The sequence below is a fragment of the Paenibacillus lycopersici genome, from assembly GCF_010119935.1.
Taxonomy (GTDB): Bacteria; Bacillota; Bacilli; order Paenibacillales; family Paenibacillaceae; genus Paenibacillus_Z; species Paenibacillus_Z lycopersici.
Map to the genome: position 1 here is coordinate 2,261,474 of NZ_CP048209.1, position 20,992 is coordinate 2,282,465.

The following is a 20,992-nucleotide window of genomic DNA, read 5'->3' on the forward strand; positions in this document are numbered from 1 at the left end:
CATGACCAACGTGAAACTGACCTGCTTCGCTGATGAAATTTCGCATGATTTGGAAGAACAGCTCGATGTCCTGCAGCAAGAGGGACTTTCGTATATGGAGCTGCGAGGCGTATGGGGCAAGAACGTCCTTGATCTGACGGAAGAGGAGCTTGGCCGCATCCGCGAGATGACCCGGGCGCGCGGCTTCGGCATCTCGTCCATCGCGTCGCCGATCGGCAAGTATCCGCTGCAGGACGATTTTGCGCCGCAGCTCGAGAGCTTGCGCAAAGCGATAGCGGCCGCGCACGCGCTCGGAACGCCCTATATCCGCGTCTTCTCCTATTACTTGCCGGAGAACGCCAGCCTGGACGAATGCCGGGACGAGGTACTGCGGCGCATGAAGCAGCTCGCCGACATGGCCGAGCAGAACGGCGTCATTCTCATTCTGGAGAATGACGACCACTTGTACGGCGCGAAGGACGACCGCTGCCTGGACATCCTGCAGCACTGCGGCTCGGATGCGCTGCGACTGGCGCTCGATCCCGGCAATTTCGTCATCAACGGTGTCAAGCCGATGGCGGAGGCTTATCCGAAGCTGCAGGCGTACACGTCCTATATTCACGTGAAGGACGCGACGTTCCAGCCGAGACGGTTCATGCCGGCCGGTGAGGGCGACGGCCAGATTGACCTGCTGCTGCCGGCGCTCAAGGAGCGCGGCTACGACGGCTTCCTGTCCGTGGAGCCGCACTTGGGCGATTACATGCCGCATGCCAGCAATCCGAAGCGCGTCGTAACGGCGATAAGGGCGCTGAAGCGCCTGCTGGATCGGTCCGGGATGACATGGGAGCAGCGTGCCTGACAGCTTGACAAGCGCAGCCGCCTAATCGACTGACCTCAAGAGAGCCGCCGTCATACGTGACGGCGGCTCTCTATGCTGCATCCAACAGAGGATGAGTTACGCGCAAATGGCCCCGGATACATAATAGACGATTTTTTTTTTGAGCGTCAGTCTACTACTATGGTCGGCATTCCGGTATGGTTGGTATAGCGGCCGCGGAAGCATGGCGCCTATCGAGTGAGGCGTACCGGTTTCCAACGATTTTCTATCCAGCATCGGCCAGTACTCGCACACGGCTAACCGCGTTTTTCCCCTAATATAAGGGAGAAGGCAAATACGCCGCAAGAAACGGAGCAGAGGAATGAACATTTCGTTTAAACCGGTAACAGAAAGCACGATTGACATGTATAACCGCTATGAAGTCGCCGTCCACGTTGAACATCCGGCATTCCGTAACCCGTTCACGGAAGTCGAGCTGATCGGACAGTTCGGCGAAGACGAAGCGCCGTTTACTTTTACGCACGGGCTGGCCGACGGTCTTCTAGGGACTGCGGAGAACCGAGACCGCTTGATTCCGGTTGACGGGTTTTGCGATTCGGAAGACGGCAGCTTGTTCCGCATCCGGTTCATGCCGCGGTCAGCGGGCCGATACCGCTATACCGTTGCATTCAAATTCCAGGGTAAGACCTGGTCCTATGAAGGATACTTCGAAGCGAAGCATGCGGGCGATCGCGGAATCCTTCGGGTAGATCAGGCGTTTCCTTCTCATTTCGTATGGGAAGGGACGGGGGAGCATTACTTCTACAACGGCATGACGGCGTACCATTTGCCCGGCATTCGCGAAGACGACGAAATCAAGCGCATCCTTGACCGCTTCCATCGGAATCGGGTAAACCGGCTTCGCATCGGCTTAAGCTCCAGCCGGGTCCGCAACGCGATGGCCTGGTTCGAGCCGGTGTACGAGTCGGAGGCGTTTACGTTCTGCTATGGCCCGTGGGCGGCGGAGCGTCCGGATGACGCGGAGAATCCGGGCTGGGATGTGACGCGGTTCGATATCGCCTATTGGAACAAGCTCGAGCGTATCATCGACTATGCCCGCCGGCAGAATATCGTCATCTCGCTTATCATGTACGTGGACGCTTACCGCCAAGGAGCGGATCCATACGGCAAGCTGCAGATGGGCGGGCAGGACGAGCAGCGGTATTTCCGCTATGCGGCAGCCCGGCTCGCGGCTTTCTCGAATATCACCTGGGATCTAACGAACGAATACCGGCTGATTCGGCCGCATGCCTGGGTAGAACGGATGGGCTATTATCTGAAAGCCTGCGATCCGTACGGCCATCTCGTCACCTGCCATGGACACGGAACCTTCGAATTCGGCCGATCGGGCTGGGCGGACTTCGCCGTCTACCAGAGCTGGGATGAAAGCGGCGGTTACGCATACATGCTGCACAACCGAGAACGGCAGCAGAGCACGGGCCGCATCATTCCGCAGGTGAACGAAGAGTTCGGCTACGAGGACCATTATCCGACCGCATGGGGCGAAGGGAAAGTCTATCCGATGCGAAGCGGCGACACGCTGCGGCGCAGAGCTTGGGAAATCTACATGGCAGGCTGCTATCAGACAAGCGGCGAATACGCCGGCAACGGACAGGGCGGCTGGGTCAACGGCCGCGGAGACGGCACCATGCATATGCTCGAAGGCTTCGCCCATATCGTAACGTTCTTCGAAAGCTGCGAGTGGTGGAGGACGACTCCGGACAATAGCCCGCTCGGGCAGCGCGATGCATGCTGCCTGGCCGATGAAGGAGAACTGTATATCGTGTACACGCCCGTGGCTCAAGATCTCGAGCTTCGGCTTCCGGCCGGAAGCTACGAGATGAACTGGTACAACCCGAGAACGGGCCGGTTCTACGAGCCGCAGCTCATCCTGTCCGAGGAACGGCCGGTTCTCTTCCGGTGCCCGGAAGCAACGAATGCCCCCGACGATGATTTCGTGCTCCGTCTGATACGAAGCGAAACCGAATAAGCTGTATGCCGAGCAGGCCGTGGAGCATCCTTGAAGGAGGAGCTCGGCGCGGCCTGCTATTCAGGCCGGCAACAAGAGAGCCGCCGTCATAAGTGACGGCGGCTCTTATATTGCATCCAACAGAGGATGAGTTACGTGCAAATGGCATAGATACATAATAGTCTATAATTTTTTCGAACGTCAGTCTACTCTTATTTTCGGCATTCCGGTATGGTTAGCATAGCGGCCGCGGCGCTAGAACGAATCGGGAGGCTGGATATGGAGACGTATTATTGGGACAGTAAGATCGAATATTTGAAACGGTCGGAGAGCTTATACTACAACGACGATTACATCCGGTTTCTGGTCGAACGCGTCTGGCAGATCGACAAGCCCGTGGCTATCATGGATTTCGGCTGCGGCTTCGGCCATATGGGAGCGAGGCTGCTGCCCCTCCTGCCCGAAGGTTCATCGTACGCGGGCATGGACATGGGCAGCGGGCTGATCGAGCACGCGCAAGCGCTGTTCGAAGGCTCGCCCTATAAGACTTCGTTTACGGTCGGCGACGTGCTGCAAGCGACGTTCGAGCGCGAATACGATATCGCGATTTGCCATGCCGTGTTCCTGCATATGACCGATCCGGAAGCGCTGCTGCGCAAGATGGCAGGCTGCGTGCGGAGCGGCGGGAAAGTGATCGCGTTCGAGCCCCACTGGATCGGCAACGCGGCGAATTATTACTACGATGGCATCGAACAATCGGACGTCACGCCGCTCGGCCTGCTTCAAGAATTGTACGAGCGCGATTATCGCCGGACGAAGAAGGACGGCAATATCGGACTGAAGCTGCCCCATTATTTCAGCTGCCTGGGACTGCGCGACGTGCAGTGCCGGGTGAGCGACAAAGTCAATGTGCATGATCCGAACGCGGACGAAGCAACGCGGGCGCGGCTGTTCGAGGCGATGCGCTTCGGCGATCCCGGCGAGCGCGAGCCGTTCGTCGGACAATTGATCGAGCGCGGCATGTCGGCTCAGGACGCCGAACGGCTATATGAAGCGGAGAAGCGCTTGGCGCAGCGCTTCACCGCCTCGGTGTTCTCCGCTTACGCGGCCGGCATGAAGATTACGTTCGGGACCGTGCGGTAGGATAAGCGGCATGACCATAAGAGCTCGACAGCGAAGGACCATGGCGAATTTGCCATGGACTTCTTCCTGCCTCATCCCCCATAAGACCTGGATAGCGCTGTCGTACCGCATCATTCCTTAGCATTACTCCGCATCGCGTATGGTAAATATTGTGTCGAATCGGGATTGTAGCCCTGTCTGGAATGTTGTATTCTGGAAAAGTTGTAGGCTTCCTTCTAGATTGATAGAATGTTTATTCCTCGTAGACAGTTCGTTTCGGAGGATTAGCTTACACGATACTTTACATCATGGGGGATGGAGCGAGTGAAACGGATTACGGGTTTATGGTTGGCGATGATGATCGCGACAACGTTGTTCGGCGGCGTGAGCTTCGCCGAGCAGCATACGGTGAAAGCATCGGTAACGGGGAGCAGCACCTATGTCGACGGGAAACCGAACAGCGGATACGGATTCAATATTGCGGGCAGCAATTATTACAAATTGCGCGATATCGCCCGATATTTCTCGGGTACGGCCAGCCAGTTCGCGCTGTCCTGGAACCATACAAGCCATGCGATCGAGATAACGACCGGCAAGCCGTATACGCCCGAGCGCAATGAACGGGATACCTACTATTACAGCGGCCGCACTTACATGGCCACGCTCTCCACGGCCAAATTGCTGATCAATGGCAAGCCGCAATCGATCGTGGCCTATACCGTCGATAACAACACATATTTTCAACTGAGAGATTTGGCCGATAAAATCCCGTTCGAGATCGCCTACGATCCGGCAGCCGATCGTATCTCCATGTTCTCCCGAACGCCTGACAACGCCTACCGGGCCAAGACGGAGACCGGAGCAAGCGGCAACGAAGTATCGAGCTATTTTCCGAGATGGAGGAGCACCGTGACGTCCTATGCCGTAAGCAACGGCGACGGGACGATCAGCGCGATCGAAGCGGGCGCGGCGGTGACGATCGAGACCTATAACGCCGGCTATGGACGAATTGCCGCGAAGAAGATCAAGAACGAGCTGCCGTTGTTCGGCGGGTTCTACAGCGGCGCTGCCTATAATTATCTCGCCTTCGGTCAGGAGAACCGGGAAGAGAACGACGACAAGGAAGTCATCCGGATCGTCCGCTACGATAAGAGCTGGAACCGGGTCGACAGCGTCTCCGTCAAAGGCGGAGAGAGCTATACGATCGTGCCGTTTGACGCCGGCTCCGGACGATTCGCCGAGAACGGCAATACGTTGGTCTTCCACACGGCGCGTACCCGGTATACGACGGAAGACGGGTTAAACCACCAGTCCCAGCTTACGATTATCGTCAATACGTCCAACATGGCCGTCACCAACGATTTGGGCAGATTCCAAGCGAATCATGTCAGCCATTCCTTCGACCAGTATGTTCAATTCGACGGCGGCGAGCATGTCCTGATCGATCATGGCGACGCCTATCCGCGTTCGGTTGTGCTGCAGAAGGGCGACGGCAAGAACTACGACGCAGTCGACCTGTTTACGATCCCGGGTTCAATCGGAGCCAACGCCACCGGCGTCTCCGTCGGAGGCTTCGAGCAGTCCGCGTCCAATTACATCGTGGCGATGAACACGGTCAACCACGCGCTGGTCCAAACCTACACCTCCTATGAAATGGTCGGTCTGGCAGTCGATCAGCGGGATATTGTCCTGTGCGTATTGCCCAAGAACAGCATGACCGCTTCGGCGGTGAAGCGGCTCACCGTCGCCAAGTACGTTGGCAGCGACAAGATCGCTTCCATTCCTAAGCTGGTGAAGATTGCGGACGACAAGCTGATGGTGCTGTGGCAGGAATTCGATATGGCCGGCAATGCGGGAGCGGTTAAATATGCCTACGTCGACGGCAATGGGAATACCGCGGGCGCCATCCAGACGCTTCCGAATTTCAAGCTGTCCGAAGCGAATCCGATCGTGAGCGGCGGCAAGGTAGTCTGGTATACCGACAGCAACGGCACCCGCATCTTCTATTCGATCCCGCTGAAGTGACGTTGAAGGGAACGCGGCAGCCGTGCGCCTCGGCCTGCCCTTGAACAAGCGGAAATCGCGATCCGTACGTTAAAGATTCGAAAAAAGCCCGCCAGGCTAACACAAATAGGCGCTCACCCACATAGAATGTAGAACAGTCTCGAAAAGTCGGGGAGGTTTCGGTGCTTGCCCGGCCATTACATCTTGGGGGTGGCCGTAGTATGCCTGGTTTTTTTGCCGCAATTGCATTGTTCATCAAACAGCTGTCGCTTCTTGTCTCCTATGTCAAAAACAATGCGTTTCCCCAGCCGCTGCAAGAGGAAGAGGAGCTTCGGCATTTGCAGCTCATGGCGGAAGGGAATCAACAGTCCCGCAATTTGCTGATCGAGCACAACTTAAGACTTGTCGCCCATATCGTGAAGAAATTCGACAATACGGGCGAAGGGCTGGAGGATCTGATCTCCATCGGCACGATCGGGCTGATCAAAGCGATCGAAAGCTTCCAGACCGGCAAAGGCACGAAGCTGGCGACGTTCGCGGCTCGGTGCATCGAGAACGAGATCCTGATGCACTTGAGGTCGCTCAAGAAAACCCGCAAGGACGTGTCCCTGCATGATCCGATCGGAACGGATAAAGAGGGCAACGAAATAACGCTCATCGATATCCTCGGCACCGAAGCGGACGAAGTGGCGGAGCGGGTGCAGCTGAAAATCGAAAAAAGCAAAATCTATAAGAACCTTGACATATTGGACGAACGGGAGAAGGAAGTCGTCATCGGCCGCTTCGGGCTGATCACCGGCGGAGAGGAACGGACGCAGCGCGAGATCGCGAAGGAGCTCGGCATTTCGCGCTCGTACGTGTCGCGGATCGAGAAGCGGGCGCTGATGAAGCTGTACCATGAGTTTTATAAGGCGAAGAAGTGAGCGTAAGAAGTGGTTGCTCGTAAGTGAACTGCACCTCGTCAAGTTGAACAGTAAAGCGGCCTTCGTCCGGAATTCCATTGGACTGAGGCCGTTTCGCTTTTCCTGTAGTCGGTCGTTCTTGTATCGGATTTTTTGATCGTCCATGAGGGTGGTTTTTATTTGGAGTTGAAGTGAAAATATTGTCACAATTTAGGAGGCTGTGATATATTGAGTGGGGAATTTGTACTACATAGTGTGTATGGAAAAATCCGGATCAAGCAATTGTCTATGGAATTGTTTCTCGAGTTTCCTGTGCCTTATTAAAAATAAAAGGAAGTGCGAACAATGTCTGAACTGATACAAAGAGGTAAGGGTCTAGAGAGTGAAGGGAAGTACAATGCTGCTTTAATTTGTTTCGATCAAGCGATCAATCAAGGTCATAGCGATCATCTATTTGAAGCTGTTACAGCCAAATTAAATCTTTTGGAACAGTTAAATCGCTATGAGGATATGCTTAGCACATGCGATCAAGTTTTAAAGAAAAGAAGTAATTACGACTATTACTTTCTTATTAAAAAAGGCGGAATTTTGAAAACCCACTTTTATCATTTAAATAAACACGTCGAGTGTTTTAATCGTGCTCTTGAAGTAACAAATAAAACGATTTCAAAAGACCCGACAAAACCATGGAACTATCAAGAAAAGGCAAAAGCATTATTCCTTTTAGACAAATTTACGGAGTGTTTCGAAACATTAGAAATTGCACTTGAGTTTTCGGTTGAGGCAGAAGAAAAAGGCAATATTTTTTATGACCAAGCTCGGTATTACGAAGAATGGTATGAACAGACAAAAAACCTTGATTTTTTACATAATGCATTAAAAAGTTATAAGAAAGCCAGTTCTCATGGAGAAGATGTAGATATCTACATTGAAAGTGTGCGATCGACTATTGAAGATTACAAAAAGCTTGAGACACTGAATCGAAAACTTGAGGGCACATCCAAAAATGCGAAAAACTATATTGAAAAAATAGAATTAACTGATGACATGAATGATATTTTCGAAATTTTTGATCAGGCTGTATTAAATGTATCAGATGCAAAGGGTTTAGGGGAATTATATGCTTCAAGAGCATTCTATGAATTTTATCAAAATACTCAAAATCCATTTCGTTATGAGAAAGCGATGGAATGCTTGGAAAAAGCGATAGAATACCTGAATCAAGCAAGGCGGAAGGCAAACGGTTGGAGAGAAGAGGATGAGATAAATCAAAAAATCATCAACGCTTACGATAGCATGGGGAATCATATTGAATCGAAGGCAAAAGAAAGAGATGATAACGAACTTTATGAACTAGCAATTGATTTATACATTTTTGCAAATGACATAAAAGCAGCAGATTATGATCGTTTGAATAAAATATCCGATCTAGAAAGCAGATTAGGGTATGGCGCTATATTTAACCGTCGGCCACAAAAGAGTAAAGAGGCATTAATTGAGAGAATGAAAGCTTGGCGACAATATTTATAGCCAGTTCGGCTGGAGGATTGGACTTTGGGGTTGAACAATGCAGTGAGAAAGAGTTGATTACTTTAGCCTACCTTTGGGTAGGCTTTTTTGATTAAGCCTTTTTTACGGTTTACCGACGCCGGGCATGTCGGATATTGTATGATGGAGACGAGAATAACTGCCGTCATAGGCATGATGAACTTAGGAGGATGGCATGTCCTGGAGCAAATTGAAGCAACGATTGGAAAGCTTTCTCTGTCCGGCATTAATCGGGCGGGTCGAATACCGCGCAACCGGCTACCGGTATTTGCCCGATAAAGCGGGGCTTTGTTATATCGCCGTAGACAAGAAGAACGTGCTCAATATGAGCGACGCAGCGACAGCTGTCAAATGGTATCAGTCGGAGCTCGAAATCAAGCATGATGCAGATATCCATGTTCCGATCGGCATCGACGAAATCGAAGCCGTCCGAATAGAGACCAAGGGGAACGTCCCGGAGGAGCGGCTGAAGGTTATTGCAAGAGGCAGAAAAATAGCCGATTACGCGAAGGAGCTGATGTCCGCGCAGTCGGCATTGAGCAAATCGAATTTCACTGTCGAAGCGACCAAGTTTCTCGCTCTTCCGATCGAGGAAAGCTTGGAGAGCCGCGATATCCTATTGAATATCCTCGCACTGGTGGACAGGCGAGTCGGGAAGAAACGAATTCTGGACATGCGCGAGAGGATCAAGTCGAAGCATCCCGTCGTGCAGTATTTTCATGAACTGCGGCTGCGTACATTTTGACAACGGAGAACGCTAGAACACTTTTCTCGCGTCGCGGTTTTCCTTTAGCATCTCGACGGCTTCCCGAAACCGCTGGCCGTGCACGATTTCGCGCTCGCGCAAAAACTTGAGACCGTCATTGAGATCGGGATCGTCGCTAAGATCGATAATGTATTGATAGGTCGCGCGCGCTTTCTCCTCCGCCGCGATATCCTCGTACAGATCGGCGATCGGATCGCCCTTGCCCGCGATATAGGAAGCGTTGAACGGGATGCCGCCGGCATTCTCGTAATAGAGCGCGCTGCCGTGATTGACGTAATGGGGCTCGAGCCCGGCTTCCCGAATCTGGTCGGGCGTCGCATCCTTGGTCAGCTTGAATACCATGGCGGCGATCATCTCAAGATGCGAGAATTCTTCCATCGCGACGTCCGTCAATAACCCGGTCACCTTGTCCGGAATCGAGTAGCGCTGGTTCATGTAGCGGAGCGCGGCTGCCAGCTCGCCGTCGGCGCCGCCGTACTGTTCGATCAAGTATTTGGCAAGCTTCGGATTGCAGCTGCTCACCTTCACGGGGTAGAGCAGCTTCTTCTCGTATACGAACATGCTTGAACGCCTCCTTAAGGATGGATGTTACAGCTGCCAAGGCCATAACCCTTCGCCCCAGCCGGACGCTTTGCCGGATTTGAAGGGCTCGCTCGGGCAGAGCGTACCGAATTCGTCCTCGACTTGTTCTTTTAGACGGATGCGTTGTTCCGCGATTTCGTTGAACTGCTCCAATGCTTCCGCGTCGTCCGGGTGCGTGTGCAAGTACAGTCTCAGCTCTGTCAGCGTGAAATCGACGGCTTGCAGCTCTTCCAGCAGATTCATCGCCTTGATCGTGGGCTGCTTCATCTTGTATCCTCCTTCTTGCCGAACGGGGAATCGTAAGGCCCGAACAGGGCAGGCCACAGGGTGCCTTTCCGGAGCGCCTCGGCAGGCTTGAATTGCTCGAGTCCGGGCTCCTGTACGCCTAAATACAAGTTAGGAGGCGTCTCGTACGTTTTGACTTCCAAAGCGGGGCAAGGATCGTTTTTACCGACTGCGGGTTTCCAGCGTTTGCGATGATCGCTCATACCTATGAACCTCCTAGACCAAGATTACGAGTTAATACACCTGCAAGCGAAGAACTGAATCTGCTGCAAGAGCACGCGGAATTCGTTTTCAGAGGACGGCTTAGGCGTGTAATGGGGGGTTCAACTGCGTCGGATGCGTCGGACGACTGCAAATGGGGGGCAACATCGCGCGTATGCTCGCGGACAGGAGATCCGTTATATGGCCTGATTAGCCTGTTTTCGATTGTCATTCGGGGACATTAACGGATCCTGTGTCCGTTCGCTGCCCCGAAAGCCTGATTTCCCCCCAATAACGGATCCTCTGTCCGCCAGAGGTATGAGATTGACAGCCGTCATACGCCGTCACACCGCGCGAGGTGCTGAAAGTGTTGGAGAGGGGATCCTTTCCTTACCCTACATGCGAATGCGGCGTATGCCGCGTCGAACTTTCTCGACAGCTTGGAACGCGGAAGCGGCTGCTCCAATAGGAACAGCCGCTTCCGCGTTATTTTGTGTGCGTTATTGAGCCGCGTCCCTCAGAATACGACGTAGGTTTGCGTATGGCGTAACAAGTATGCGCGATCCCGCACATATTGCGGCTGCTCATTCTCTTGGCCGGCCGCTGCCGGCTCGCGGTTTGCTTGAACATTCATAAGGGCCGTTAGAAGCAGTTCGAATCTCGCCGGTCCCCAGGCCTCCTGCTTGTGCTGCGCATAGTGGAAGCCTTCGAGCAGCGTCAGTCCCTTCAGCCGGTGGAAAGGATTGGCCCACATCACCAGGTCCCCGTTCAAGGAGGCGCGAGGGATCGCAAACTGCGCTGTCCCGGCCGCTCCTGTGTTCGCGTAGATCTTAAGCAGCCCGCAGCAGTAATCGCTGCCGCTGCCGGGATGCAGCTTCTCGGCAAGCCCGCTGTCGAAGCGGAAGCATTCGATGCGGGTAATTCGGACCTGCCGCAATGTACCCATTGAAAGGTCCAGTACCGAATTCCTCAAGCGGAGCATCGCGAGCAGCCGGGGGAGCGCATCCCGGCGGTACGCGGCGGATTCATGATTCGTTATAAGGTCGGCATTCGTGTTCGGCATCGTAGTTCCTCCTGAGCCCAAGTTCGTTCCATCGGTAAGACAAGCGCAGAGACGACAAAAAAGACCTTCTCCGGAAGCAGAGAAGGCCATGGGCTGTTAACGTCACCGATCCTCGCTCTTATCTCCCGGATTCGCTTCGCGAAGCGTTCCGCAAGAATTAGCACCGTGCCTGCCTTTGGGTCGCAAAGGGTAGTCGGTTGCCGGGTATCATCGGGCTTGTCCCTCCACCTGCTCTTGATAAGAAATATCGTATTCAATTGCTCTCATTATGGTCGAGAAGCGCGATCGCTGTCAAGGGCTGCATCGGCGCTTTATTAGGCAGCGAAGGTCCGGGCAGAACCAGAGCAATCGGTTCGGGCGATAAGTCTTTAGGAAATTCGTCCCGCAGCCGATACTAGTATTCGTTATACTTGAGCAACGATTACCACTCATAGGGATGGAGCGATGCCTGAATGAAACGCGGGACAGCCGCTGCCGCGCTTATCATGTCGCAGCTCGTTTACCTGGTGTCATTGGTCGCGTGGCTGTTCGTGCTCGGGATGTCCGTCATGGGGTTCGACAGCCCGAAAGCCGCTTACGATGTGACGACCTGGCTGATTTTCATCTACATCCTGATTTATCCGGCTGCCATTCTCGGTTCCATGATCGCGGGATGGATCTTGTTCGCCCGCCGGAGACGGCGCGCCGCCATGTTGTGGAACGGCATTCCGCTGCTGTGGCTATTGCCGTTGATAGCGCTGCTGATCTATGCATTCGCCAGCTAACTGAACGCCGCCGCGAAGGCTTTGTTCCGATTTTTCGGGGCAGGGCCTTTGTTCGTTTCCGGACGGGCGGGGGGCTTGGCGTTGAAGGCGGAGATTCGCTGCCCGGCATTGCAGCATTCGCTATTGACAGCATTAGGAAACCGCAGTAATCTCATTGTGTAATCGTTTACGTAATCGATTACATAGACGATTGCATCCAAGTTTCGAGGTGAATACAGGTTGTCCAAAGCAACGATCAAGCAAGTCGCGGGGGAAGCCGGCGTATCGACGGCTACCGTATCCCGCGTGCTTAACGACAGCGGCTACGTCAGCCCGGAAGTGAAGGAACGCGTATTCGGCGTCATTGCCAGGCTGAATTATCAGCCGAGCGCCATCGCGCGAAGCTTGAAGCAGGACAAGACGTTCATGATCGGCGTCATCGTGCCGGATATCGCGAACCCTTATTTCATGGGCATTTCGAGAGGCATCGAGGACGTGGTCGGTCCGGAAGGATTTCAATTGATGTTCTGCAGCGCGGGCGAAGCGCCGGATAAGGAAGCAAGGCTGCTTCAGCTGCTGCACGAGAAACGCGTCGACGCCATCGTCCTTGCGACCTCCGGCGGCAACGTGGCGAACATCAACGGCCTTCTGGACAACGGGCAGCGGATGGTGCTGATCGATCGGCGGCTGGAAGACGAAGACAGCGCCATTCAGGGAGACAGCGGCAAGGAAGCAAGCCTGCCGAAGCTGGACCTGGTGGCGGAGGACAATGTCCAGAGCGCTTACGAGTTAACCAAAGCGCTGCTGGACGAGGGACATGTCCGCATCGGCGCTGTGAACGGGCCGACGAGAGTCAGCACGGGACGCGACCGTCTGGAAGGCGTGCTGCGCGCCATGAAGGAGCGCGGCGTCGAAGACCGGCTGCTGCTCTACAGCGGGGATTTCTCGGCCGAGGGCGGTGTCCGGGCGGTTCGTCAATTTCTGAACGAGGCGGAGAAGCCGACGGCGATCGTGTCGCTCAACAACCAGATGAGCCTCGGCGTGCTGCTGGAGCTCGTGCGGAGCGGCCTGCGCATACCCGCCGACATGGCGGTCGCATCCTTCGGCGAAGTCGAAGCGGGCAGGCTGCTGAAGGAGCCCGGTCTCTATTACGTGGACCAGCATCCGTACGAGATGGGGCTCAAGGCCGGCGAGCTGCTGCTCCGGCTCATTCGGGGCGAGGACGACGCGCATTCGCCTGCGGGTCATATTTTTCGGCATGAAGTGAAACGCATTCCGTAAGGATCCGGACAACCAAGAATCGGATAACGAAAATGCTTACTTCTAAGTGATGCTTACTTTAACGATGCTACTGCAATGATCCTTACCCAAATCCACGCGAGGAAAGAGGAATCGATCCATGAACACGCATATCGGCAACAGATTGCAAGGCAGCCTGCCCAAAATCGGCATCCGTCCCATCATCGACGGCCGCCGTGGCGGCATCCGCGAGTCGCTGGAGGACGTCACGATGGAGATGGCCCGCAACGCGGCCGCATTCCTCTCGGAAAACCTGAAGCACAGCAACGGCCTGCCCGTGGAATGCGTCATCGCCGATACATGCATCGGCGGCGTCGCGGAGGCGGCGAAGGCGGAAGAGAAATTCGCGCGCGCGGGCGTCGGTCTGACGATCTCGGTCACGCCTTCCTGGTGCTACCCGACGGAAACGATGGATACGCATCCGACAAGGCCGAAAGCGATCTGGGGCTTCAACGGCACGGAGCGTCCGGGCGCGGTATATCTGGCAGCCGTCCTCAGCGCGCATAATCAGAAGGGGCTTCCCGCGTTCTCCATCTACGGACGCGACGTGCAGGACATCGGCGACACGACGATTACGCCGGACGTGCAGGAGAAGCTGCTGCAATTCGCCAAAGCCGGCCTTGCGGTCGCAACGATGCAGGGCAAATCGTACCTGTCGATGGGCTCGGTATCGATGGGCATCGCGGGCTGCATCGTCGACGAGACGTTCTTCCAGCGCTTCCTCGGCATTCGCAACGAATACGTCGACATGACGGAATTCGTGCGCCGCATGGAACTCGGCATCTACGATCAGGCCGAATATGAAAGCGCGTTGGCATGGGCCAAAGCGAACTGCAACGAAGGCGCGGAAGTCAATCCGGCGCATTTGCAGCGTACCGAAGAGCAGAAAGCGGGCGATTGGGAGACGGTCGTCAAGATGACGCTCATCGCGCGCGACCTCATGATCGGCAATCCGAAGCTGAACGCAATCGGCTACGGCGAGGAAGCGCTCGGCCACAACGCCATCGCCGCGGGCTTCCAAGGCCAGCGCGCATGGACGGACTACTTCCCGAACGGCGACTTCATGGAAGCGATCCTGACGTCTTCGTTCGACTGGAACGGCATTCGCGAGCCGTACATGCTGGCGACGGAGAACGATACGCTGAACGGCATTACGATGCTCTTCGGGCATCTGCTGACGAATGCGGCGCAAATTTTCGCCGACGTGCGGACGTATTGGAGCCCGGACGCGGTGAAACGCGTAACGGGGCATCAATTGGAAGGCCGAGCCGCGAACGGCATCATCCATCTCATCAATTCCGGCCCCGCGGCGCTCGACGGCACGGGCCGCCAGACGATCGACGGCCAGCCGGCGATGAAGCCGTTCTGGGACATTACGGAGCAGGAAGCGAACGATTGCCTCGAGGCGACGAAATGGAGCCCGGCGGTCGACTTCTTCCGCGGCGGCGGCTTCTCGACGGACTTCACGACGCGTGCCGGCATGCCGGTTACGATGGCGCGCATCAACCTGGTCGCGGGACTCGGGCCGGTGCTGCAATTGGCGGAAGGCTATACGGTCGAGCTGCCGGACGACGTCCACGACAAGCTGGATCAGCGCAGCAACCCGACTTGGCCGACGACCTGGTTCGTGCCGAATTTGACGGGCGAAGGCTTGTTCAAGGACGTGTACGCCGTCATGAACAACTGGGGCTCGAACCATGCGGCCGTCAGCTACGGCCACATCGGCGGCGATCTGATTACGCTCGCCTCCATGCTGCGTATCCCTGTCAGCATGCATAACGTCCCGGACGACCGCGTATTCCGTCCGAGCATGTGGAGCGCGTTCGGCGGCATGGATCCGGTAGGTGCGGATTTCCGGGCATGCCAGGCGCTCGGGCCGCTGTACCGGTAAGAGCGGCCGAACGGCAGCAGGCAGCGGCCGACCAACCAGGCAAGCGGGCGGCTGTCCGATGCGTACCCGAATAAGCGTCCGCGGACAGCCGGCGCAAGCCGCCGCGATCGGTTCGCTTAAGCGAACCGATCGGCATCGCCGAGCAAGAACGACGACAGCGGCGGACATCGATGAAGCCAACTACGAACAGGCAGGACAACAATAACGCGGAAAGCGATGGTGTTCTCATGATCGAAACGAAGCAACACTTGCATGCCGGCAGCGGTTTGCGCACATACCCCGGCGATGCCAGGGAAGCGCTCTTCCCGCTCGGCGGCATCGGCACGGGCAATATTTCGCTCGGCAGCCGCGGCGAGCTGCGGGATTGGGAGATTTTCAACGGTCCGGCGAAGAACACCTACATGCCGAATACGTTTTTTGCCATCCGCGTCGAGCAGGAGGGGCGTCAGCCGGTGGCCAAAGTGCTGGAGTCGAAGCTGCTTCCGCCGCATGCGCTCTCGCACGGCTACCATCCGCTCACGGGGGCCGGACTGCCGCGCCTGGACGAGTCCGAGCTGATCGGCACGTATCCGATGGCGCGCGTCGTCTTTCGCGACGCCGATTTGCCGGTCAACGTCGAGCTCGAAGCGTTCACGCCGATGATTCCGCTCGATCCCGAGCATTCCGGCATTCCTGCGGCATCGCTGAGCTATCGCGTCACGAACGCGAGCGATAGCCCGGCCGAAGTCGTCATCGCCGGCTCGCTGATCAATCCCGTCGGCGGTTTGACGTACGATAAATTCGGCAACTTGAACTGGAACATGCCCTGCGGGCAGAACGTGAACGCGTTCCGGCAGCAGACGGACATATCGGGACTTGATCTGTCCTCGGAGAAGTGGGCGCCCGGCGATTTGAAATACGGCAGCCTCGCGCTGCAGACGACGAATACGCAGCTGACCGTCAAGCGGGCGTGGCTGCGCGGCGCGTGGTACGATTTCCTGCAGGAGTTCTGGGACGATTTCACCGAAGACGGCCGGCTGACCGATCTCGGTTACGAGACGCCGTCGGAGGAGCATAAGACGGATACCGGCTCGCTCGGCGTGATCGAGACGCTGCAGCCCGGCGAGACCAAGACGTTCCAATTCGCGCTGTCCTGGTATTTCCCGAACCGCGTGAACGGCTGGAACGAGCAGCTGTGCGATTCGCGTCCCGGTCACGAGACGACCCGCAACCATTACGCGACGCGGTTCGCGAGCGCTTGGGATGCGGGCGCGTACTTGCTGAACAATCTGGATTGGCTGAAGGAGCGGACGACCGCGTTCCGCGATGCGCTGTTCGGCACGACGCTGCCCGGCTATGTCGTCGACGCCTTGGCCGGCAACATGCCGGTGCTTCGCAGCACGACCTGCTTCTGGCTGGAGAACGGCAAGTTCCTCGGCTACGAAGGCACGTTCGACGACGGCGGCTCCTGCGACGGCAGCTGCACGCATGTGTGGAACTACGAGCAGACGCTCGCGTTCCTGTATCCGTCGCTGGAGCGGACGATGCGCCGCGTCGAGTTCCTGGAGGAAGTCGACGCATCCGGCAAAATGGCGTTCCGCGCGTTCACGATGTTCGGCCGCACATGGGAATGGGGCGGCAAGACCGCGCCTGCGGCGGCGGACGGCCAGCTCGGCGCGGTGATGCGGGTATACCGCGAATGGAAGCTGTCCGGCGACGGCGAATTCCTGCGGGAGCTGTGGCCGAACGTGAAGCGGGCGCTCGATTACGCCCTCGACCACTGGGATCACGACAGCGACGGCGTGATGGAGGGCGAGCAGCATAACACGTACGACATCGAGTTCTACGGCCCGAACCCGCTGACCGGCATCATGCTGCTCGGCGCGCTGAGAGCCGGAGAGGCGATGGCCCGCTTCCTGCGGGAAGACGAGAACGCCGAGCGCTACGGCAGCACCGCGGCGGCGAGCGCCGCGCGGCTCAGCGAGCTGACGTGGAACGGCGAATACTTCGTTCAGGTACTGGACGACGTCAATGCGCATAAGTACCAGCACGGGCTCGGGTGCTTGTCGGATCAGCTGCTCGGCCAGCAACTGGCGCATTTGTACGGCCTCGGCCATCTGATGGAAGAGGATCGGCTGAAGAGCGCGATCCACGCCGTGTTCAAGCATAACTTCAAGCACGACTTCAAGGATCACGTGAACTGCCAGCGGGTGTACGCGCTCCATGACGAGCAGGGGCTCGTCCTCTGCTCCTGGCCGAACGGCGGACGTCCGAAGCTGCCGTTCGTGTACTCCGACGAAGTATGGACCGGCATCGAGTACCATGTGGCGACGAACCTGGTCTACGAAGGCTTCATCGACGAGGCGCTGACGATCGTGAAAGCGGTCCGCGACCGCCAGGACGGTTACCGGCGCAGCCCGTGGAACGAAGTGGAGTGCGGCCACCACTATGCGCGCTCGATGTCGAGCTGGGGGCTGCTGATCGCCTTCTCCGGCTTCGAATTCGACATGGCGGCCGGAACGATGGCGTTCAAACCGGCGGTCGGCGACGAGGAATACGCGTCGTTCTGGAGCACGGGACGGGGCTGGGGCGTGTATAAGCAGGCCAAGGACCCGATCAGCGGCAAGCTGGTTCCAAGCATCGACGTGCTCGGCGGCGATATGAGCGGCGTGCGCGTTCAAGCATGCGGGACGACGATTCAGCTGTAGCCGGACGCATGGCATGCTTGCAGGCAGCTACAAGCAGCTGCAAGCAGTTACAGGCAGTTACAAGCAGATACAAGCAGATACAAGCAGTTACAAGCAGTTACAAGCAACTGCAAGCAGGGCAACCGTTCGCGGGCTTCGGCCGGAGGGCGGTTGTTTGCTTTGCGGCGAGGAGGGCTTATGCCACTCTCGGCCGGTGCTGGCGCGCAACGACGAGGTTATAGTCCATCATCGGGAGTCTGTCGGATCATCATGAATTTGTCAGAACGTCATGGACAACGCCCGGCTGCATTCGTATAATCACGTTGACAGCGATTTCATATTGACGCAGGAGGAATGCAAGTTGAGAGGCATCGAGAATCCGATCGTACCCGGCTACTACGCCGACCCGGAAGCGAGAACGTATGAGGGGAAGCACTGGATTTACGTTACGCGTTCCATTACGGAATATACGAAGCAAATGAACCTGGACGCGTTCAGCTCGAGCGATCTGAAGACATGGGAGAAGCACGAGGGCATTATCGCGATGGAAGATTTCCCGTGGATTTGGCGCGCTGTCTGGGCACCGACGATTATCGAGAGCCAAGGGCGTTATTACCTCGTGTTCGCGTCCAACGACATTCAGAATAACGACGAAACCGGCGGTCTCGAAATCGCCGTCGCCGACAAGCCGGAAGGCCCGTTCCGCGGCTACCTGGGCAAGCCGCTCGTCGACCGGTTCATTCACGGCGCGCAGCCGATCGACGCGCATCTGTTCAAGGATGACGACGGCCAGATCTACTTGTACTACGGCGGCTGGAGCCACTGCAACGTGGCGAAGATGAACGCGGATATGACGGGCTTCGTGCCGTTCGAGAACGGCGAGACCCATATCAGCATTACGCCCGCGGGCTACGTGGAAGGCCCTTGCATGGTCAAGAAAGACAACCTGTACTATTTCATGTGGTCCAAAGGCGGCTGGACGAACGGGACGTACAGCGTCGATTACGCGATCAGCGACAATCCGCTCGGGCCGTTCGTGCCGAAAGGCACCGTTCTGCAGAAGCAGCCGCCGCTTGCCGAAGGCCCCGGCCACCACGGCTACTTGCATCTGCCGGAGAGCGACGAGTGGCTGATCGTCTACCATCGCCGGATTATCGGCGATACGGATCCGGGCAGCCGCATCCTCTGCATCGACCGGATGGAAATCGGCGACGGCGAGATCAAGCCGGTCGTCATGACGGAGCGCTGGTAAGGCGCGATCGCCGCGGACGCTTGTTCAGCGGCTCGGCCGCTGATGCGGCCGCCTCAATAGGGAATGGGAACGAAGAAGAAGCCCGCTTCGGCATTCCGAGGCGGGCTTCTTCCGATTGGTGAGAAACCTATACGCTGCTGCGAGCAGGCTCGGCAACCTGTGCCCTGAGCACGAACGGATTCTGTTGGCGCTTCGCCGGCGCGGCACGGATGGCCGTAACCGTTTCGAACCAGCCGGCTTCATGGCGGCTGGTTCACGGTGCGTCCGTCGATGCAAGGAAGCGGACAGGAAATCCGTTATTCGCTTCATGATCACGTTTGTTCGTGAGCTCGCGGACAGGAGGTTCGTTATATCGGCCAATTAACCTGTTCTCGGCACCATCCGGGCGCCTTAACGGATCCAGTGTCCGTGCGCTTCCACAAAAAGCCCGATTTCGCCCAATTAACGGATCCTCTGTCCAAGAGTCTTGGCGGGGGATCCTTTCCTTTTATTTTCATACATGCGGAAATTGCGGCGTCGAACCTTTCGCGACCGCCGCATGAAGAAGATTGCCCTCCACCTGGGAAGGAAGGTTTCAAGAGATAAACGTCTCTCCGAAGCCCCTGGACGGAACCTAACATGACAAGAAACCCTGCGATTATAATGATGTGCTCTCCTCAGAATGGACATTGGAATAAAACCTTGGTTTATCAAAGACGCGGGTTTCTCTACAGGCGGAAGAAGCCTGCCTCGGCATTCCGAAGCGGGCTTCTTCCGTTCACAGCGGCGCTCCGCATCCGGCTCCTTCCGCCTTAAATCAAGCGCTTCCGCCTCAGATCATGCGCTTCCGCCTCAGATCATGCGCGAGAGCTTCCGGAACTGCAGCGCGCTCATCCCTTCCCAGCGTTTGAAGATCCGGCTGAAATAATGAAAATCCTCGTACCCGACCGCGCCCGAAATCCATTCGACCGTATGGTCGGTTTCGCGCAGCAGCCGTTTCGCTTCCTGGTGGCGGACGGACTGGACGAACTTGTTCGGTCCGACGCCCATCAGCGCCTTGAACTGGCGGCTCATGTAATCCTCGTGGACGAGCAAATATTTCGCCATCTCGGCGCAGGACCAATTGCGGCTGCAGTGGCGGCGGATTTCGTCCGCCAGCGAGAGCAGGCGCTCCTCGTACTTCGGCTGCGGCTGCCGCATGGATTCGTTCCCGTGGCGGACGAGCAGCGCGATCAGATGGAGCAGCATCGCCTTGCAGGCGGTATCGTAGCCGGAACGGCGTTCGTTCCACTCCTGCACGATGCCTTCCAGCAGCGACACGATCCGTCCCGAGACGTTCGGGAACAGGTAGCCGGGCAGCAGCGGCTTGTCCTGCACGTAAGGCACCGCGCTGAAGGCCTGCGGGTTAATCTGGAGCTCGTCGACAATAATCGAATGGCCCGCGGGCGTCTCGTCGAAAAAGTCAAAATGGACGCCGAGCAGCTCCGCGTTCGGCTCCGAACGCACCTCCACGACATGCGGAATCCACGGAGGGAGCACGAGCAGCGCGCCCGTCCGCGCCGCATGCGGCTCGCCGCCGATCCAGACGAGAATCTCGCCATGCTTGACGAAGAGCAGCTCGAAGTCGTAAATGCGCCGATTCCAATGATACGCCGGCGTTCGGACATGCTGCTGCGCCCAGTGGATGACAGGCGATAAGTCGCGCATGGCGCACGGGCGCGGAAGGGCATAAGGACTTGTTTCCATTACCTTCACCACCGTCTGGCAAATTTACGGAAAAATCCAAAAAGCGATCCTTTTTATGTAAATCCAACGCGGTTAGCAGAATGGTACCATGTAAGCGCATTCCCTTACAAGTATACGA

17 protein-coding genes and 1 riboswitch are annotated in these 20,992 nt (G+C 56.7%); of the genes, 12 read left to right on the plus strand and 5 right to left on the minus strand.

The window, feature by feature from the left end; translation table 11 throughout:
• The first annotated feature begins 1 nt into the window (after position 1).
• The 7 genes from GXP70_RS09800 to GXP70_RS09830 all read left to right on the plus strand — a co-directional run bounded on the left by GXP70_RS09800 (position 2) and on the right by GXP70_RS09830 (position 9,146).
• Positions 2 to 838 carry a sugar phosphate isomerase/epimerase family protein gene (locus GXP70_RS09800; protein WP_162356264.1) on the plus strand — a complete coding sequence of 279 codons (837 nt, stop codon included), beginning with the start codon at positions 2 to 4 and terminating at the stop codon, positions 836 to 838.
• Positions 839 to 1,178: 340 nt separating this feature from the next.
• Complete coding sequence (locus tag GXP70_RS09805; protein WP_162356265.1) at positions 1,179 to 2,846, plus strand: apiosidase-like domain-containing protein; 1,668 nt, start codon at positions 1,179 to 1,181, stop codon at positions 2,844 to 2,846.
• A gap of 258 nt (positions 2,847 to 3,104) precedes the next feature.
• Positions 3,105 to 3,968, plus strand: coding sequence for a class I SAM-dependent methyltransferase (locus GXP70_RS09810; protein ID WP_162356266.1), 864 nt, complete (start codon positions 3,105 to 3,107; stop codon positions 3,966 to 3,968).
• Between the two features lie 303 nt (positions 3,969 to 4,271).
• Positions 4,272 to 5,972 (plus strand): hypothetical protein, encoded by a 1,701-nt coding sequence (locus GXP70_RS09815; protein ID WP_162356267.1) that lies wholly within the window; start codon positions 4,272 to 4,274, stop codon positions 5,970 to 5,972.
• Between the two features lie 200 nt (positions 5,973 to 6,172).
• Positions 6,173 to 6,874 carry an RNA polymerase sporulation sigma factor SigK gene (gene sigK, locus GXP70_RS09820; protein WP_162356268.1) on the plus strand — a complete coding sequence of 234 codons (702 nt, stop codon included), beginning with the start codon at positions 6,173 to 6,175 and terminating at the stop codon, positions 6,872 to 6,874.
• 324 nt (positions 6,875 to 7,198) lie between these two features.
• A complete protein-coding gene (locus tag GXP70_RS09825; RefSeq protein ID WP_162356269.1) occupies positions 7,199 to 8,383 on the plus strand; it encodes a hypothetical protein in 1,185 nt (394 codons plus the stop codon).
• Positions 8,384 to 8,576: 193 nt separating this feature from the next.
• A complete protein-coding gene (locus GXP70_RS09830) occupies positions 8,577 to 9,146 on the plus strand; it encodes an SF0329 family protein (RefSeq protein ID WP_162356270.1) in 570 nt (189 codons plus the stop codon).
• 12 nt (positions 9,147 to 9,158) lie between these two features.
• On the opposite strand, the gene GXP70_RS09835 is transcribed toward GXP70_RS09830, so the two are convergent.
• The 4 genes from GXP70_RS09835 to GXP70_RS09850 form a co-directional block, all read right to left on the minus strand.
• On the minus strand, positions 9,159 to 9,728 hold the full coding sequence (locus GXP70_RS09835) for a manganese catalase family protein (RefSeq protein ID WP_162356271.1): 570 nt from the start codon (positions 9,726 to 9,728) through the stop codon (positions 9,159 to 9,161).
• Between the two features lie 27 nt (positions 9,729 to 9,755).
• Positions 9,756 to 10,016 carry a spore coat protein CotJB gene (locus GXP70_RS09840; protein WP_162356272.1) on the minus strand — a complete coding sequence of 87 codons (261 nt, stop codon included), beginning with the start codon at positions 10,014 to 10,016 and terminating at the stop codon, positions 9,756 to 9,758.
• Positions 10,013 to 10,237, minus strand: coding sequence for a spore coat associated protein CotJA (locus tag GXP70_RS09845; RefSeq protein WP_162356273.1), 225 nt, complete (start codon positions 10,235 to 10,237; stop codon positions 10,013 to 10,015). Before GXP70_RS09845 ends, GXP70_RS09840 begins: the two co-directional genes overlap by 4 nt.
• A gap of 515 nt (positions 10,238 to 10,752) precedes the next feature.
• Positions 10,753 to 11,298, minus strand: a complete 546-nt coding sequence (locus tag GXP70_RS09850; RefSeq protein ID WP_162356274.1) for a hypothetical protein — start codon at positions 11,296 to 11,298, stop codon at positions 10,753 to 10,755.
• A 115-nt stretch (positions 11,299 to 11,413) separates the two neighbouring features.
• Positions 11,414 to 11,542: riboswitch (SAM riboswitch) on the minus strand.
• Positions 11,543 to 11,750: 208 nt separating this feature from the next.
• Here GXP70_RS09850 and GXP70_RS09855 point away from each other — a divergent pair.
• From GXP70_RS09855 to GXP70_RS09875, 5 genes are all read left to right on the plus strand, one after another.
• Complete coding sequence (locus GXP70_RS09855) at positions 11,751 to 12,062, plus strand: hypothetical protein (RefSeq protein ID WP_162356275.1); 312 nt, start codon at positions 11,751 to 11,753, stop codon at positions 12,060 to 12,062.
• 219 nt (positions 12,063 to 12,281) lie between these two features.
• Positions 12,282 to 13,322, plus strand: a complete 1,041-nt coding sequence (locus GXP70_RS09860) for a LacI family DNA-binding transcriptional regulator (protein WP_162356276.1) — start codon at positions 12,282 to 12,284, stop codon at positions 13,320 to 13,322.
• Between the two features lie 118 nt (positions 13,323 to 13,440).
• Positions 13,441 to 15,231 carry an L-fucose isomerase gene (locus tag GXP70_RS09865; protein WP_162356277.1) on the plus strand — a complete coding sequence of 597 codons (1,791 nt, stop codon included), beginning with the start codon at positions 13,441 to 13,443 and terminating at the stop codon, positions 15,229 to 15,231.
• A gap of 170 nt (positions 15,232 to 15,401) precedes the next feature.
• A complete protein-coding gene (locus GXP70_RS09870) occupies positions 15,402 to 17,918 on the plus strand; it encodes a GH116 family glycosyl-hydrolase (protein WP_225442742.1) in 2,517 nt (838 codons plus the stop codon).
• A 340-nt stretch (positions 17,919 to 18,258) separates the two neighbouring features.
• Positions 18,259 to 19,149, plus strand: coding sequence for a glycoside hydrolase family 43 protein (locus GXP70_RS09875; RefSeq protein WP_225442743.1), 891 nt, complete (start codon positions 18,259 to 18,261; stop codon positions 19,147 to 19,149).
• 831 nt (positions 19,150 to 19,980) lie between these two features.
• Here the strand turns inward: GXP70_RS09875 and GXP70_RS09880 are convergent.
• Positions 19,981 to 20,874 (minus strand): helix-turn-helix transcriptional regulator, encoded by an 894-nt coding sequence (locus GXP70_RS09880; RefSeq protein ID WP_162356279.1) that lies wholly within the window; start codon positions 20,872 to 20,874, stop codon positions 19,981 to 19,983.
• Positions 20,875 to 20,992 lie beyond the last annotated feature (118 nt).

Bases quoted from the DNA above. Each gene is read 5' to 3' on its own strand.
- GXP70_RS09845 (WP_162356273.1), bottom strand. From the start codon at position 10,237: ATGAGCGATCATCGCAAACGCTGGAAACCCGCAGTCGGTAAAAACGAT.
- GXP70_RS09835 (WP_162356271.1), bottom strand. From the start codon at position 9,728: ATGTTCGTATACGAGAAGAAGCTGCTCTACCCCGTGAAGGTGAGCAGC.
- GXP70_RS09855 (WP_162356275.1), top strand. From the start codon at position 11,751: ATGAAACGCGGGACAGCCGCTGCCGCGCTTATCATGTCGCAGCTCGTT.
- GXP70_RS09800 (WP_162356264.1), top strand. From the start codon at position 2: ATGACCAACGTGAAACTGACCTGCTTCGCTGATGAAATTTCGCATGAT.
- GXP70_RS09830 (WP_162356270.1), top strand. From the start codon at position 8,577: ATGTCCTGGAGCAAATTGAAGCAACGATTGGAAAGCTTTCTCTGTCCG.
- GXP70_RS09805 (WP_162356265.1), top strand. From the start codon at position 1,179: ATGAACATTTCGTTTAAACCGGTAACAGAAAGCACGATTGACATGTAT.
- GXP70_RS09810 (WP_162356266.1), top strand. From the start codon at position 3,105: ATGGAGACGTATTATTGGGACAGTAAGATCGAATATTTGAAACGGTCG.
- GXP70_RS09840 (WP_162356272.1), bottom strand. From the start codon at position 10,016: ATGAAGCAGCCCACGATCAAGGCGATGAATCTGCTGGAAGAGCTGCAA.
- GXP70_RS09880 (WP_162356279.1), bottom strand. From the start codon at position 20,874: ATGGAAACAAGTCCTTATGCCCTTCCGCGCCCGTGCGCCATGCGCGAC.
- sigK (WP_162356268.1), top strand. From the start codon at position 6,173: ATGCCTGGTTTTTTTGCCGCAATTGCATTGTTCATCAAACAGCTGTCG.
- GXP70_RS09825 (WP_162356269.1), top strand. From the start codon at position 7,199: ATGTCTGAACTGATACAAAGAGGTAAGGGTCTAGAGAGTGAAGGGAAG.
- GXP70_RS09850 (WP_162356274.1), bottom strand. From the start codon at position 11,298: ATGCCGAACACGAATGCCGACCTTATAACGAATCATGAATCCGCCGCG.
- GXP70_RS09870 (WP_225442742.1), top strand. From the start codon at position 15,402: ATGAAGCCAACTACGAACAGGCAGGACAACAATAACGCGGAAAGCGAT.
- GXP70_RS09865 (WP_162356277.1), top strand. From the start codon at position 13,441: ATGAACACGCATATCGGCAACAGATTGCAAGGCAGCCTGCCCAAAATC.